This window comes from Vibrio nigripulchritudo (genome assembly GCF_027924785.1).
Lineage (GTDB): Bacteria > Pseudomonadota > Gammaproteobacteria > Enterobacterales > Vibrionaceae > Vibrio > Vibrio nigripulchritudo.
In genome coordinates this window covers 1,202,099-1,218,500 of record NZ_AP027050.1, presented here as the reverse complement: position 1 = coordinate 1,218,500, position 16,402 = coordinate 1,202,099, and the positions used below count along the sequence as shown (strand labels likewise).

The window sequence follows — 16,402 nt, the reverse complement described above, 5'->3', positions numbered from 1 at the left end:
CACTAATGTGTGATGTTTTCCGTGCGATATTCAGACGGCGTCATACCCACCTTGTTCTTAAACAGCCTCGAAAAATACTGTGGATACTCAAAACCCAGAGAATAGGCGATTGTCGCAACGGAATCCTTAGTGGATAGCAGAAGGTCTTTCGATCGTTCAATCAGTGCTTTATGAATCCAGTCTTTTGTGGTTTTCCCCGTTTCGGCTTTTAGCGCATCGCTTAAGTAACGGCTCGTCATATTCATACTTTGCGCCAGTTCCTCCACTTCTGGAATGCTTGATGATTCATCGACCACCGACTGGATTCGGGCTTCAAGTAGTTTTGAAAACCTATCGTAAACGGAGGTATCCAGCTCTTTTCGCATCAAAAACTGGCGATAATAATAGCGGTTTGAATACATAAGAAGAGTGCTCAACTGCGACAGAATCAGTTCTTTAGTAAACGCATCGAGATTATTGTGATATTCCGCTTCGATGGCGTCGAAGATCACCGCCATTTGCTTTTCTTCTTTTGGGGAAAGGTGAAGGGCTTCATTCACTGAATAGTTAAAGAAATGGTACTTCTTAATTTCCTCCTGCAGTTTATGACCCCGGATATAGTCTTCGTGAAAGCAAATGGTTCTGGCGACAGAATCCACTTTTATTCCCACTCCAGATAACTGCTGTTCAGGTGCAATGAAGAGCATGGTGCCGTTGGAGCAATCGTACTTTGTGCGTCCGTAAAGCAGTTCACCCGAAGTGATGTGTTTCAGCGAGATTGAATAGAAGTTCGCTGAAATCGTGAAGCCGTCTTCGCAGCTCAACGGATTGTCTTCTTTCTTCGAATTTATTTTGATGACGTCGAGCAAAGGGTGCTCGGGCGGTCGAATCCCCAGTAATTCGTTTTGTTCTGTAATACTCGCGAAGTGGTATTTTTTCATGCTAAAACCTGTGTTGTCAGTGGTAGGTTTTACCTACCACTGTAATCGTAGTCGCGTTGATTTACTGTGCCTGACCGTCAAAAAAATGAGCAATTTTCTCAGCAGCAATGTTTACGTATTCCTCTACGTCGTACAAGTCTACATGACTTGCGCCTGGCACCTTAAAAAGCGCTTTCTCTGAGGTGACTTTTTCATAAAACAGCTCTGTTGCTATTGCAGTATCAGCCTTTTCTCCCACCACACCCAGGAATGGTTGAACCATACGGTCTGCGTATTGCTCACCAATGTTAATGGGAGCGGACTCATAGATGTTGCTCAGTACGTAGTTAGAAAACCTTGGATAAGTTGCGGAACCCGCACGTTTTGTCCCATAAAACTCATAGCCTTCTAACTGTGCACCTGGAAGGTTTGGGTTCTTTTCAAGATAGTCAGGATCTTCGTATCCAAATAGGTCGAAAGTTTCAGACTGTTCGGACTCAAACATGCGTTGTCGTGCTTGGTTTGCCGCTGTGATCATGCCTTGATAAGCCGCTTTATCGCTGTAGAACACGTTGTCGGTTGCCAGCATTGCACTGATTGAAGCGAAGGCTTTTACGCGCAAATCTGTAATCAGAACGCTGCTCATAATGTTGCCGCCGCCGCAAATCCCAACGCCATACAACTTGTTCTGGTCTACATAGGGTAGGGAACACAGGTAGGAAATGGCATTACGCAGGTCTTCATGCTTACGGAAGCTATTTTCATCATTTCGAAAACCTTCTTTATAGCTTTCAGATTCGCCTTTGCTGTTGTAGTCAAAAGCAAGATAGACGAAGCCGAGTTTCGCGAAAATCGGACCATACACGGCTGCGGTCTGCTCTTTTATCTGGTGGGCAGGTGGTGTAACTACAATAGTTTTATATTGCTGATTAGGGGCGAATTCTTCTGGAAGATACAAATTACCAGCAAGTGTTAGTCCTAAACTTTTGAATTCTACTTTCTGTACGTTCATCACGTTATCTCTCTGTCTTGTTGTGTTGATGTGACTATCGTACTTGTGGGGGATTTTTAGTCAGTGCACAAAACTCCGCAATGTGTATACAAAATCCCGATTGAACTGAAACGCTCCGATCTGTGTCTATTAAGGAATGCACATAAATAAAGAACAACTGCCAATTCCGGGGTTCAAAAATATGTTGATATCGTATTTTCGTATACAAGATGCGCGGTTTTGTGCACTGACTGCATAGAAAACCCGGTCTACTATGAAATGCACTTAACCTAGATAGAATGAACCATTGAGAACCATGCATAATCTGACCAAACTGACCGTAATTTTCGCGCTTGTTCTTGCGATTGCAGCCTGTTCTTCAAGCAGTCAAATATCACTTAACCAGTCTTCGCAGTACTACAACTACATTCAGCCAACTTTTACAGATTACTTACGAACCACCGAAGAGTGGCTGGTCAAGAATCGCGAATTCATCAGTTCCGATCGCGAAAAAGAACTCGCCATGAATATGCCGTTTGAGTTGAAGCCAGAACAGGAAACGGAAAGAGCCATTCTTCTGGTTCATGGCTTGGGGGATTCGCCATACAGTTTTTCTGACATTGGCAAAACGCTTCAGGAACAAGGGTTCTATGTTCAGACTGTGTTACTTCCTGGGCACGGCAGCAAACCAGCAGATTTGATGCTGCCAAACTATTCAGACTGGCAATTGCTGGTTGACCATTACGCGAACATGTTGAAAACAGAGTATGACGAAGTCTGGTTAGGCGGCTTTTCGACCGGTGGAAACCTGGTGACAATTCATAGTATTGAACAAGGGGACATTGACGGGCTGATTTTGTTTTCTCCCGGGTTTCAGTCTCGCACTCCTTTCATAGAGAAGCTTGCGCCGTTAGCGTCTCTGTTTTTTGATGGTTTCAATACTGAAGAAGATAATCTGGCTCGTTACAGTTCAGCCCCTATCAATGGTGCTATTGCCTACACTTCCAGTGCAAATAAGGTGAGAGATTTGCTTTCAAACAATAAAGTGACCATCCCAACGTTCATCGCGGTTAGCGAAGCTGATAGTATTATTGACCCTGACGCGGTTAAGGCACTTTATAAGGAAAATTTCACACACCCGGATAACCAGCTGCTTTGGTACGGCGAGGCTTCTGAGGACGCTGGGTCGGTTACTTCATTGACCATGAAGCTCGATTCTTTCCAGATTAGTACCGCTTCTCATATGAGCCCTTTGTTTGCCCCGGAAAACCCTTATTACGGTCGAAACGGTGAACACAGGATGTGCATGAACAGTTTGGATGAAGACGCGACAGAGTACTGCGAACAGGGAGGAGATGTCTGGTTATCCGCCTGGGGGTATGAAGAAAAAGGCAAGGTACACGCTAGGTTAACCTGGAACCCGTATTACGAGGAATTGGCACAAAGCGTATACAGAATTACCAGCAGTCTGTAAATCAGGAGCTGAGAATTACATAAGCTAACGTAATGCCATTGTGTAGGGTTAAGAAAGCGAGCAGTATGCTCGCTTTGTCGTAAGTTTAGGTTACCGTTTGAGGCTGGTGGTTGAGTTTTAGCACGTAAACAAACGATGTGACGATGAGCAGTATTCCGCAACATATGAAGCTTACTTGAATGCCATAGTGGTGCGAGAGCAAGCCAAACCCTAGCGACGCTGCCATGCCGCCCAGTGTTACTGCCAGAGAGCTGACAGAAAGCATGCTAGAGCGCATAGAACTCTCGGTGTTTTCGTTCAGAAGAATGTTTTCTGAATTACATCCCAATGTAAATAAGAAAAAGAACCCAAGGTAGCCAAGTGCAAACATCATGGTGTCTTGCGACAGAGCAAGGAAGACTAGGGCAATGCCTGCTGCCGTTCGACTGTAAAATAATACTGAGAGATGAGAGCCACGCAGCCACTTTGCGACTCGTACTGATGCTAGGGATGCGAACGCTTCCATTAGAAAATAAAGTGCTGAGATAATCCCAAATAGAATGTATGTCGTGTTTTCAGAACCCATTACGATGTGAAGGAATGGTTGCCAATGATTTTCGACGACACTCAGTGCCATACCCAAAACAACTGTCCCCTGAATAACCCGAAAAAGAACTGGTGTCTGAAAACAGTGCCTTAGCGTTTTGAGGCTTAAACTTAAAACACTACTCGCGGATTCGAGCTCTCCTTTTGGTTGGTTATTGCCCTCAATATTGAGCAGCATTGCGGTGATTCCAAACAGCAAAATGGTCAGGGTGATGACGACCACCAAGTTGACTGAAAAAGGGTTGTTGGAAGAGGCTATAAACAAACCGCTGAGTTGAGGTAAATAACCTCCGGTCAGAGAACCAGCGGCTAAGCCGAGCGTTACAAACACCTGAACCTGAGCCAGATGACCATGATATTGATCTTTGCCTTGAGCGTTCTGATAAGCGTCGTAAAACCAAGCGTCTAATGTACCCGAGTAGATGGCGCGACCACTGCCCAGAAAAAATGCCGACAGAGAAATAAGCCAGATGTTATCGGCGATGAGCAACAGCGAAACTCCGACAACGCTTACAACAAGAGATGCAAAGTAAGTACGTTTTCTGCCGTAAGTATCTGCTACGCCGCCAAGTGGTATCTCCAGGCAAGCTGTAGTCCCAATCCAAATCGCCATAACTATGCCAATATCGAAAAGATCCAACCCTTTCGCCTGAAACATTAAGGTAAGAATTGGGATTGTGATGCCTGTGACAAACCAATGTAAAGCTTGTTGTATGCCGAATCTCGTTGTTAGTTGCTTTTTGTCCATAAGAGGGTGTTATATGTTCTTCAAAAACCACTAAAGAATCATAAAGTGACCTTAAGTATCAAAGTTTGTTTGAATTGGATTTAAATATGATACTTTTGGGGGCGTGAGAAGATACGAGAATTGAGAATCTATTATGAATGACAGGCTAACAAAAGAAATCTGTGTAATCCTGAAGCGAGACTTAAAAAAGTCTAACGTATCCTATGCGCAATTAGCTGCTGAATTAGATATTTCAGAGGTCAGTGTGAAACGCCTGCTGAATGACGGACAACCGCTCTCTATGCAGAGGCTTGTTGCAATAAGCCAGGTAGTGGGGCGTTCTCTTTCTAACCTTTTCAAAGAAGCAGAGGAAAACATCCACCAGATTCCATTATTTTCTCAGGAACAGGATGAAGCGTTTGTACAGTATCCCCCATTGTTTACTTTCTGGAGTGAACTGGCAGCAAATTTATCAGTGGAAGATATTGGTCAGAAATATCGACTTACAGATGCGTCGATACACCTTTATTTAAGGAAACTAGAGCAACTTGAGCTGGTTGAACTCGGGCTTAACAACACTTGTAAAATGACTCTGCCTGCACATGCGGCTTTCGAGAAAGGGTCGCGCTTTTCAAGCTTTTTTACTGGTCAAAGACTCTCTAACCTGCAAAAGAGAGTTCTTGCTTTAAAAGCTGATGAGGAAGATGGGTTTCTTATCTCCTTATGCGCAGAACTCACCCGCGAAGAGTTTCAAGAGATCAATCAAAAGGTAGAAGACTGGATGTTCAACAAGCTAAGAGAAAGTCAGGAACTGAGTGCCAGAGAAGGGCTGAAAGTAAAACCTTATACCTTTGGTTTTATGGCAGCTAAAGGGAAATACCATGAAGAGTTGCCCGAAATTCCAAATATTAGCTCTATACCCTAAATTACAGAGGTGTTTTATCGGTTATTGCGCTAAAACATTTTTCTTAAATATTAAATAAGACACATAACAATTTACACCGGATTCAAATTTGCGGAGTCAACGTAATTTATTAATCAACAAGGCACATATGACGTGGTTTTTATTTGAAAATCTTGAGTTTCCTTCATAAGTATCTAAACAAAATGTGAGCTTTATTCTGTAGTTTTATAAAAATATCAATAAATCAGTTTTTCTTAGGCTCTAAGCTTTGAATTCATGAAACGTGATAACGGTTACATTGCTGAGAAAATCCGAAGATCTGTGGTTTGATCTTTTGCTTTTCCATTTTTGAACAGTAGATTTTCTTTAGCTTGAACAGTGAGTTACTGAATTTGTAACAAATCTATGGCATAGATCATAAATCATCCAGTTTCAATGAAACGAGGTCTGTTCTGTGCTATAACTTAACGGTCAAAAATCAATTAGAAAAATATGCGTAGGCTAGGGAAACTGATGCAGTTTGAACGTGCAAAAAAGATTTATGAATATGCTGAGCCTAACTTAACAATTGTCGCTTTAATGGGAATTATTGGTTTTCCCGCTTACTATTTTGTCTGGACTTGGCTTGTTCCGGACAGTTATGAAAACCTAGGCTTTCGTGTTATTTGCGGCTTGTTGTTAGTCCCGATTTTACTGAGAAATAAGCTCCCCATATATTTAAAACGTTATCTCCATATTTATTACGTTATTTCACTAGGTGTATGTATTCCTTTCTTTTTTATGTACATGCTCCTTAAAAATGACTGGTCAATGGTTTGGAGCATGTCCCTGATGTCTGGCATATTCCTCCAGATATTACTGATTTACGATACTCGAATTGTTTTCCTCCAAAGTGTGGGTGGCTACGCCGCTGCCTATCTCGCGATCTTTATCGGAGGTGACCAGGTCACGTATTTTGAATGGACGCTGATGCCAGTGTTCTTCTTCACTTATGCATTTGGCACACTTTTCTACTACCGAAATTTCACTGAAAACGAATCTAGAGTGTCTCTGGCAAAATCGTTTGGTGCAGGGATTGCCCATGAAATGCGTAATCCACTCAGCGCGGTTTACAGTTCTATTGAAGTCGTCAAACACCTCCTCCCTGAAAGAAATGCGCAACAGCTTTCGGATTTTTACCCTTTAGATGCGAAGAGCCTTGATGAGATTAACGGGATTCTTGATGATTCTCTAGACGTGATTGACCGAGGCAATGAAACAATCAATCTGCTGCTGACTTCGATTGATGAGCATCGCTTGTCTACTTCAACTTTCCGTCGCCATTCGCTTGGTGAAACTCTGGAGAGCTCTATCGATGGGTTTCATTTTAGTAATGCATCTGACCGAAGCTTGATTCGCCTGACTTATGATAAGTCGGAAGACTTTTTCGGTAGCGATGTACTGCTTCGCTACGTTATTTTCAACTTGCTGAAAAATGCACTCTACTACAAGCACCGAGTAGGGTTTCGAATAGACATTCAGCTTCATATCGGCGATGAATTCAACTCCATTTTTGTCGGGGACAATGGTCCGGGGATCGACAGCGAAAACATCGATCAGATATTCAGCGACTTCTACACTTCTGGGAAGAAAGGTGGCTTTGGATTGGGTTTGCCTTTCTGTCGTAAGGTAATGAAAGCGTTCAACGGTACGATTCAATGTGAAAGTGAAGTGAACCAAGGTACGCAATTTGAGCTGCGTTTTCCTAAGTACGATTCAGAACGTGTGTTTAACCTGAAAGACGGTGTCATCAAAGAGAAATCGCTTCTGTATGTCGGTAGTGTTGGTGAAACATTGAATGCGCTCCAGTCACATGCGTTTTTCACCGGATACGAGCTGACTCACAGTGAACCCGCAACGCTGGAAATCACGGATACTAAGTTAATACAAGACGTGATTTTGGTGGATCTGGCCAGTTACAGGGAAGACCAAAAGCGCTTCATTTCTTTAGAGAAGAAGCTGTGTAGCTTTGAAGGAAAGATTGTCTACCTGTACGAAGGCAATATCTTAAATTACCTGACCCTTAATCGCATTTTGTCTTACGAAACGTTAGAAGTGAATGCCTTTGTGAAAGGTCTGGCAGTGAAGCTGGATAAACTGTTTTTCGAAAAAGTATCAAAAAGTGGCGAAGTCACAAGATCATCCAATTACAAGGGCAACACGACATTGCTTATTGTGGACGACAATGCGTCTCTAAGGCTTTATTCCTCGACGTTGCTAGAAAGGCAGGGGTATAAAGTACTGCAAGCTGAAAATGGCAGAGAGGCACTGCAGCTGCTTAACTCTAACGAAGTTCATTTGATTCTGATGGACTTAGAAATGCCAGAAATGGACGGCATTGAAACAACGCTTGCGATCAGGGACAAGAAATACCAGTACAAAGGGAAAGACATTCCAATCATCTGCTTTACTGGTGAGAAATGTGAAAAAACCCTGAAGTCCATCTCTGAAAGCGGTATGAACGACTACATTCTGAAGCCGGCGTCCAAAGATGTTCTGATCCAGAAGGTGTCGACCTGGGTGTAGTGAGCCTGAAAATAAATCAGAGTGAATGCGTGAATTAATTATATTTAAACTTCAATATAAATATTTTTGCATATCACTCTGATTACTATATTTTGCAATTTAAATTCTTTTAAACTGCCTGACTTTTAAAATTCAAATCGCTTATTTTAGGATTTCGTTATTTAAAAATCTGTCTATTGTAAGAGTCCTTTTTCTTTCGCCAAGCTACACACAGTAAGCACTTTGTCTAACTCAGAATCACTGACATCGCTATTTACAGACAGGCGAATAACACTCTTATTTTTTGGCGTTGCCGGGCTACAAAAAACCGCACCGAAAATGCCATTAAGTTCGAAAAAGTCTCTGACCTTTTCTGTGTTTTCCTCTGTTCCCGTTTCTATAGCAACAATCTGAGAGTCGCTGTCTGTACTGATATCTAAAGACTTCAAACCGGCAATCAGTCTATGAGATTTATTGAATAAATCCTCGCGTCTTTCGTCGCTTCCCTTAATCAATTCCAGCGTTGCTTTGAGTGCCTCCATTTCGTAAGGAATGATGCCCGAACTGAAGATGGCAGGAAGTGATATAAAGGGCAGACATTCGTGCACTTTGTGATGGCACAAAATAGCGCCAGCTCGGTAAGAAAACGTTTTTGCCAGGCTGGTGGTAACAAAATCAACTTTATCCGTTAACCCTAACTCAGCCAGCAAACCGGCTCCGTGTGGTCCGTGTGTACCAATCGAATGAGATTCGTCGACAATGATCGCGCAGCCTTGTTCATTTGCGACTTCGACAAACTCTTTCAATGGTGCGACCGTTCCGTGAGTACTGTATACCGAGTCGATAACCACAATACCGGGTCCGTATTTCTTTATCTGCTTCAGTAAGTTCTTAGGACGATTGTGTAGGAAGGGGTGGATCTTACTGTTCGCGTTTTGTGCACCATGCCACAAGGACATATGAGCGAAAAAGTCGATGTAAATATGGGTGTTTTCATCGGCGATGGTCTGAAGAAGCCCTACGTTTGCCGCCCAGCCTGACTGAGTGATAATACAGTGGTCAAAGCCTAGAAAATCAGCAAATTTCTGCTCGAAAGAACCTTCTTCGATGGTTTGGTCCTGAAATACCGCCGACATGATCGGCTCGCGCTTAGCATGGGTAAGCGCACTGATTTGTCTCTCCTTAATGTAATCGTGATTACAGATTGCCAAGTAGTCGTTACTACGAAGTACTATCGAATCATCGTTTGGCAGCAAGCCCTGGACGATGTGTTTGCCGTTATTTCGTGAGTAAATGTTCTTCTCGAGGTAGTTCTCAAGTTTATTCTCAATAAAATTCGGCAGCGGTTTAGCTGTTAAGTTACTCATGATATTTCTCTTATGTGGATATTTGTGAGGTCAGCTGACCCTTTTATTAATATCCGGAGAAACTCAGTCGTCATTATGCAATATTTATGTTTTTGGTGCTTGTGGCAAAAATAGCTATCCTTTATTTATCTATTTATTTTCTAAAATACCCTTTCGGGGGTAGATACTTAATAAAATTTAAAAAATTTAATGAGCTTATTCCATTAGTTTCAGAAAAGCCTCTTAAGATTTGCGAATTTAAAGGGTAGCTCACAGTACATTTTGAGGTAATTGGCGGAAACCCAGACAACCAATATTGTCGCGATCGTGATTTCGAAAAAACCAAACCAATGTAGCCAGACCCAATTAGGGTGTTCTTCGGCAAACCAGGTGGTTAATCTTTGCATAGCGATTGCACTGATTACGGAAGGAAAGGTAACGGCAGCAATGGAAGGTTGGAATTTGAGCTTCATCAGCTTGATGTAACACAAATAAATCAGCAACGTCATGGTAATGGCGATACCCGCCAGCGCGCCCGCCAGAATGGGGTCAGGGTTGGGAAAGTTCACCAGATAAGCGGCAAGTGACAGGTTAACCGGGGCTGCCATGATTGCCAGTGTTGGTCGTGCGACTCTGGGTAGCTTTCCAGCAAACACCAGTCGATATAACACCAAAGGGAGCATGACGAAGTAGATTGCAATGCACACCATCGCCATGTTCTGAGAAAACACCGTATGCCCAAGCGCACTGCCTGCCAGCGTAGAACTGATAACGCCTACCGGATAAAGAAACCAGCTCGGTACAATGTTGGTGAACTTGAAGTTACTGATTTGAAAGGCGAAGAACAGCACCATCATGGTGATGTGCAGTGTTAAAGCGGCAAACCACAGAGGGTTAGCTATCTTGGGAAACAGTATGGCCAGGTAATCACACAGCACCAGCAAAGCCATGCTCATGGGCGCCATTAGGCTTCCCCGGAGCGGGTGTTTAATATCTTGCAGGAAAATCCGGGGAGCACTGATGTATCTCATCAAAACCGGGGCAAGAAGCAAAGAGCCAACAACAGAGCAGAAAGGGCGAATAAATTCACCAAAGGAAGGCAGGTAGAGAGCCCATGCCTGACCGAGACCAATAAAACCAAGTGCGAGTGAAGCTTGAGCGGTTGGGACGTGGTGGAAGTAGATAAAGCGTTTCCAGTCCAATGAAGTCATTCCTTATACTGCAAGATGTTGTAAGACTGACGTATTAAACCCAATCAGGCTTTTTGAGGGAAGTGAAATAATCGAAAAAACATCTTTCCAGAATCTTTTTCAGGAAATCGTTTGCAAAAGTGTGAATTTGGTTAATACTTAAGGAGTAGGGCTCGCGTGACCAATTCCATGAAGGAGAACTTCAGCCCTACATAAAATTTGGTAGGAAACATAAAAACATTAGGAAATCCTCGTAAGTTGTTAGTACCCGACTGGTAGCTAATTCGCAAACTCACGATTGAGAACGAGGTCTGAGGCGTATCACGTAAGTGATGCGCCTTTTTAGTTTGAGCCAAAGTGGAGTTGCGCCAGAACGTGGAGAATTTGATAAGTGTAACAATATAACAATTTGGGTATAATCTTGGGTTTGCTTACCGCTTTGTATTGCCCCTCAAGGAGAAACAATGGTCCCTACCAATATCATCACAGGTTTTCTTGGTGTAGGAAAAACTACCGCGATTTTGAACCTGCTAAAACACAAGCCAGAAGGAGAATCCTGGGCGGTACTGGTCAATGAATTTGGTGAAGTGGGTATCGATGGTGCTTTACTGACCGATCAGGGAGCCTTGATTAAGGAAGTACCCGGTGGCTGTATGTGTTGCACCGCGGGTGTACCCATGTCTGTGGGCATTACTGCTCTACTTAGACAAAAACCGGATCGACTGATTATTGAACCCACTGGGTTAGGTCATCCAAAGCAGGTGGTGTCTACGCTGACTTCTGACCAATACAAAGATCATATCGATCTTAAAGCCACGATTGCGTTGGTTGATCCTAGAAATCTTCTTGACGAAAAATACACGAGCAATCAGAACTTTGTCGATCAGCTAGACAGCGCAGATATCATAGTTGCCAACAAGGCAGACGAGTGCAGTGAAGATGTCATCAAGCACTTTGAAGCTTGGGCTAAAGAAAGAGAAGCGCTTTCTGACTACATTGTTACTTCTCTGGGCAAGATTAACCTGTCTGCACTGGATACAGATAAGCAACCAACTCAGCCAGTAGAACCTAAGCATTCCAGCACCCATTCACATTCTCATCACCACGCTATAGACGAACCAGAGTTCATTCTTGAACCTGGGCAGGCGTATATAAGAAAAGAAAACAAAGGACAGGGCTATTACAGTTGTGGATGGATATTTGGTGCCGAGCACCTATTCGACTTCGATATGCTGATGAGCATGCTAAGCGATCTGACCGCTGAGCGCGTAAAGGGCGTAATCAACACCAGTAAAGGTTGTTTTGCCGTTAACAATGCAAATGGTGTTATGTCCTATAACGAACTGAGCCTGGAAGGGTTTGAGACGCGGATTGAAGTGATCGATTCTCAGTTAATGCCATGGGATCAACTGGAAATGGTTCTGTTGAAAATTGCTGGAATGGAAAATTACAAATAGAGTGTTAAAAGAGCCTATCGATAGGGTCATCTTACTCTGACGGCGCAAGGTAAAGGCTCTGGTTTCGCAAACAGATACCCTTGGTAGAAATCGAGACCCAGAGCTTTCATCGCGTTGTACTGTTCCGGCTCTTCCACGCCTTCGATTACGGTTTTCGAACCTATGAATTTAGAAACCCGGACAATATCCAGCAAATCGGACTGCTCCCCCTTCATATAGTTCAGAAGAAGAGAGCGGTCGATTTTCACGATTTCAGGTTTCAACATTTTTAACCGATTAAAGTCTGAAGACTGCACGCCAAAGTCATCCATCGCTACCTGAAATCCGCTCTGTTGCATCGCAACGGTGGCGTCGACAAGCAACTGGTTGTCGAAAGCAGCACTTTCGACGATCTCCATAACCACCTGTTCGGTTTTCATTCCCAGTTCAATGATTCGCTTTTCCAGCAAACTGGCTTTAATCGCCATGAAAGCATTGTACTCACCAGAGACGGGGAGCACGTTCAGAAAGAGTTTGAGGTGGGTAACATTGGACTGTGCGAAATTACGGACATGTATGGCGCGGCTAAGGCGATCTATGTTGATTTTCTTAGCGATAGAAACCTGATCCGAATTGAACAGGGAGTCAGGGCGAATTGCTTCCCCAGTTTCTTCCGATTTAAACCGCGCCAACGCCTCAAACGCGAAAGGTTTCAGGTCTGGACTCATAATGGGTTGGTAAACGCTGGTTATAAGCAGGTTGTCATATTTGGCATAATGCAAGCCGTCATTGTCGATGAAACAATGGGCGTTAAAGTCTTCCCGGCTATTTAAAATCATAGGCAACCTGGCGAATACTAAAGGTTAAACAACAACCAATAAGCGACCTGCATTTGTAGATCATGCTTTACATCATGGAGCGAAAGCTCAGCGAAAAGTTTTCTCCCATAAGCTTAAGTACTATATCAAATTAATAGCAACTTGATACTGATACTTAACTGAGGTTTGAACGGTATCTCACTGAGGTGTCTCAATATTGATATCGATTACATATATCCGATTGCATTAGTGAATGTAACTCTAGTTAAGCATGGCACTATTCGCGTAAATTGCGAGGTTTTGTTGGAGTAAACTTGAGGTGAATGTGGCACTTAAGTTTGTTTTTAATGGTGTGGCGTACCTATAAAAAGTGCGAAAAAAGGCAGCTCGTGGCTGCCTTTTACTTGTTCTAATAACGTCTTAACGCTTGTTTTTGAGGTAGCGCTTACGTCTTTCTTCTTTCTTCTTGGCTTTTTCTTCTGCTTTTCGTTCCGCTTCTTTCTCTACTTCAATCAGCTCTTGAGTAATCATTTCTGGGCGCTCAAGGGTAATTTTACCAATGGTTCCACTGCGCAATTCATGAAGAAGGATTTCAGAAGCTTTGTGTAAATCGACACGACCACCAGAACGCAGTGCTCCCCGTTTACGACCGATCTCCTCCATAAGCTCTACGTCTGACTCAGGTAACTCGTCTAACTGATAGCGGTCTCTCAATAGATTTGGGTATTGCTCTGCAAGGTACTCGACGGTGTAAAACGCCACTTCGTCGTATTCCATCGCGGTATCTTTTACTGCTCCGGTCGCTGCTAGGCGGAATCCACTGTGAGGGTTTTCCACTTTTGGCCACAAAATTCCCGGTGTATCGGATAGCACGATACCGTTTTGCAAATTAATGCGTTGCTGGCGACGGGTCACTGCTGGCTGGTTGCCTGTTACCGCAATGGTTCTGCCTGCAAGGGTGTTGATGATGGTAGATTTGCCTACGTTAGGAATCCCCATGATCATAGTGCGAATGTTCTTGCCCATCTGTTCACGGTGTGGCGCTAGCTTACGGCACAGTTCCATGATCTTATGAACTTCCTGAGGATTAGTGGTGGTGATCGCCATGGCTTTCACCCCTTTTTCCTGCTCAAAATGCTCTATCCATTTCTCCGTCATTTCAGGGTCTGACAAGTCACGTTTGTTAAGCACTTTCACGCATGGTTTGTCTTTGCGTAAAGCAGAGATCATAGGGTTTTCAGAGCTGAAAGGAATTCGGGCATCCAAAACCTCGATGATCACGTCAACTTGTGGAATGACTTCTTCGATCTCTTTGCGGGCTTTGTGCATGTGACCCGGAAACCATTGGATAGACATAGTGAGAACCTAGAGAAATATTGAATTTGCGGTCATTGTAAAGGCAAAACCGCGAGAGTAAAGGAAGTATTGATTCAGGTGTTTGGTTAACGTACTGAGTAGAGCGGCTGAGGGTGAGCCAGGTGATAACCCTGAAACATGTCGATGTTTAATGAGACCATGTTTTCAAACTGCTCGTTAGACTCAATACCTTCAATTACCGTTTTTGCACCAACTTCAGTCGCAACGCTTAGGGCTGACAGTAGTGGAGAAGCGATACCACGCATGAAGTCATCCATCAGACTCTTATCAATCTTAACAATCGAAGGGTTAAGTAACTTCACTCTGTCTTTGGTTGAAGCTTGTTGACCGTAGTCGTCGACAGCAATCCCAAAACCGCTTTGGGTCAGTAGAGAGGTTACTCTGGACAACATGCTGTTATCGTTTACCTGAAGTTCCACAAACTCGATCACTATCTGGCGTGTACGAATTTTCAATTCGTCTAGGTGGCTAACAAGCAAAGCACTGCTCAGATCATGGAACATATTGTGTTCAGGATCGGGTAGGGCGTTGAGAAAGAGTTGTTTCTGGCGATGTTTTGACTGTGCAAAATTCAATATGTGGATGGCGCGGCTGAGTGCTTCAACATCAATGCGCGTTTCAATACTGAATGTGTTCGTATGGAAAAATAAATCCGGTCTTATGGTTTCGCCTTGTTGGTTTGAAATCCGAACCAAAGCTTCAAATCCAATAATGTCTTTACCTGCATTGAAAATAGGCTGGAATACGCTTTTTAATACGAAATCCTCGTATTCCGCGTAATGTTCGCCGGACTCATCCTGTTTAAGACACAGCGTAAAATTCTCTGAATTGGATAAGATCATACTTTCATACAAGCTCACGATATAACGGCGAGCAAACAGTTAAACTTTGGATTTACCTAAATACTATTCACTATTCTGGTCCTAAACTAAATATTGTCAAGCCTATTTATTTCGTATGTATAACCTAATTAATGATACCTGTTATTCACATTAGATAACCTTCTAATTGACTGTTATACATAAGTTTTAATGCATAAAGTATTTGCTAATATAATTATAAAATATCCCCGTTTTGTTTAAAGCTTTTGTGGAAAATACAGTATTCATCACAATATTTATAAATATTTAAAAGTATTAAATATTAAACGAAGCTCACATATAATTAGATATTGGTCGCATTAAATTTGTAACATTACCTTTCTAATATTATTAAATGATCATATTTACGATTTAGATCCAGAATAATAAATAATCTGTTAGAAAGATCTATACTGGATCTTTATTTAGATCTTCGAATATTAACGTTCATCGAAGAAATCTTTATTTCTTATGTATTTCCTCATTAAATGGTATGAGAAAGGACGGATCAACCAGCTGACGATAGATCTTACAAATCGGATCCCTGTAGGCGTATTTTCATAGATTTTCCCGTTGTAAAGCCAGAGCAACTTGCCAACATGCCAGTAAACAAATGGGAGAGGAGGCATAAATGTTACAATATCCAGGTCGCAACAGATTCGATATGTTCTCCTGGAAAGTTGGTAGTTTTTTCGAAACTTAAAGCTACCAACTGCAGGTTGCCCGAATGTCACAACCCGCTTTATACAGTGTGGATAGCGCTGTTCCAGATAATCCGCAATTACATTTCCAATCGCTCCACCAGATGAGTGTCCGGTTATAGTTATACGCTTTTTGTCGTTTTCTATAAGGGGTTTAACTATGGCTTCAATTCTCTCCATAACGGAGAGACCAAGGGTATCCTTTTTGTGGGCGGGTGTGCTTTCCTGTTCAAGTAGATAGTGGAAACCGGCATGAATGGAGTAATTGAGCCCCCAGTTTTTACAAGACTTTAGCCACATGACACTGTTGAGAAGCCAGTCCCATAGATTATGAGAGCCTTTAATGACGATAATGACTTCGTCTCTCTCCCGGCTCCAAAGTATCCTCATCAGAACTTTGCCAAATCGATTATTGACGATTCGTTGTCCGTTAGGGTCAAATCCGTAGCGGGTTTGTTTGAATGTCCTTGGATATGCAAGCTCGCATAGGACGGCATAGCGTTCGTACTGGTAGCGTTTAAGTTTTTTCACAACCGTTTCAAGGTTTTTG

At 42.9% G+C, this 16,402-nt stretch carries 13 protein-coding genes; 4 read left to right on the top strand and 9 right to left on the bottom strand.

All coding sequences use genetic code 11. The features are described 5' to 3' along the window. Positions 1–2: 2 nt before the first annotated feature. Complete coding sequence (locus tag QMG91_RS23865) at positions 3–920, bottom strand: helix-turn-helix domain-containing protein (protein ID WP_022612555.1); 918 nt, start codon at positions 918–920, stop codon at positions 3–5. Positions 921–981: 61 nt separating this feature from the next. Beyond that, positions 982–1,911, bottom strand: coding sequence for an alpha/beta hydrolase (locus QMG91_RS23860; RefSeq protein WP_281830558.1), 930 nt, complete (start codon positions 1,909–1,911; stop codon positions 982–984). Between the two features lie 295 nt (positions 1,912–2,206). On the opposite strand from QMG91_RS23860, the gene QMG91_RS23855 reads away from it, so the two are divergent. Continuing rightward, a complete protein-coding gene (locus tag QMG91_RS23855) occupies positions 2,207–3,364 on the top strand; it encodes an alpha/beta hydrolase (protein ID WP_281830557.1) in 1,158 nt (385 codons plus the stop codon). Between the two features lie 85 nt (positions 3,365–3,449). On the opposite strand, the gene QMG91_RS23850 is transcribed toward QMG91_RS23855, so the two are convergent. Then, a complete protein-coding gene (locus QMG91_RS23850) occupies positions 3,450–4,697 on the bottom strand; it encodes an MFS transporter (protein ID WP_281830556.1) in 1,248 nt (415 codons plus the stop codon). A 133-nt stretch (positions 4,698–4,830) separates the two neighbouring features. Between QMG91_RS23850 and QMG91_RS23845 the strand changes: the two genes are divergently transcribed. Both QMG91_RS23845 and QMG91_RS23840 read left to right on the top strand, forming a co-directional pair. After that, positions 4,831–5,601: a helix-turn-helix domain-containing protein gene (locus QMG91_RS23845; protein WP_281830555.1), complete on the top strand. Its 771-nt coding sequence runs from the start codon at positions 4,831–4,833 to the stop codon at positions 5,599–5,601. Between the two features lie 810 nt (positions 5,602–6,411). Beyond that, entirely contained in the window at positions 6,412–8,145 is a 1,734-nt protein-coding gene (locus QMG91_RS23840) for an ATP-binding response regulator (protein WP_281830553.1), read from the top strand. 173 nt (positions 8,146–8,318) lie between these two features. Here the strand turns inward: QMG91_RS23840 and cqsA are convergent, their stop codons facing one another. Then, positions 8,319–9,491: an alpha-hydroxyketone-type quorum-sensing autoinducer synthase gene (gene cqsA / locus QMG91_RS23835; protein WP_004408985.1), complete on the bottom strand. Its 1,173-nt coding sequence runs from the start codon at positions 9,489–9,491 to the stop codon at positions 8,319–8,321. A gap of 209 nt (positions 9,492–9,700) precedes the next feature. Then, positions 9,701–10,681, bottom strand: coding sequence for a TDT family transporter (locus tag QMG91_RS23830; RefSeq protein ID WP_409351269.1), 981 nt, complete (start codon positions 10,679–10,681; stop codon positions 9,701–9,703). Between the two features lie 443 nt (positions 10,682–11,124). Between QMG91_RS23830 and QMG91_RS23825 the strand changes: the two genes are divergently transcribed. Continuing rightward, positions 11,125–12,117: a CobW family GTP-binding protein gene (locus QMG91_RS23825; RefSeq protein ID WP_281830551.1), complete on the top strand. Its 993-nt coding sequence runs from the start codon at positions 11,125–11,127 to the stop codon at positions 12,115–12,117. Positions 12,118–12,143: 26 nt separating this feature from the next. On the opposite strand, the gene QMG91_RS23820 is transcribed toward QMG91_RS23825, so the two are convergent. From QMG91_RS23820 to QMG91_RS23805, 4 genes are all read right to left on the bottom strand, one after another. Next, positions 12,144–12,935, bottom strand: coding sequence for an EAL domain-containing protein (locus tag QMG91_RS23820; protein ID WP_004408980.1), 792 nt, complete (start codon positions 12,933–12,935; stop codon positions 12,144–12,146). 399 nt (positions 12,936–13,334) lie between these two features. Continuing rightward, a complete protein-coding gene (gene ylqF, locus QMG91_RS23815; protein WP_022591890.1) occupies positions 13,335–14,270 on the bottom strand; it encodes a ribosome biogenesis GTPase YlqF in 936 nt (311 codons plus the stop codon). Positions 14,271–14,356: 86 nt separating this feature from the next. Next, positions 14,357–15,133 carry an EAL domain-containing protein gene (locus QMG91_RS23810; protein WP_022591891.1) on the bottom strand — a complete coding sequence of 259 codons (777 nt, stop codon included), beginning with the start codon at positions 15,131–15,133 and terminating at the stop codon, positions 14,357–14,359. Between the two features lie 458 nt (positions 15,134–15,591). Beyond that, positions 15,592–16,383: a lipase family protein gene (locus QMG91_RS23805; protein ID WP_022561479.1), complete on the bottom strand. Its 792-nt coding sequence runs from the start codon at positions 16,381–16,383 to the stop codon at positions 15,592–15,594. Positions 16,384–16,402 lie beyond the last annotated feature (19 nt).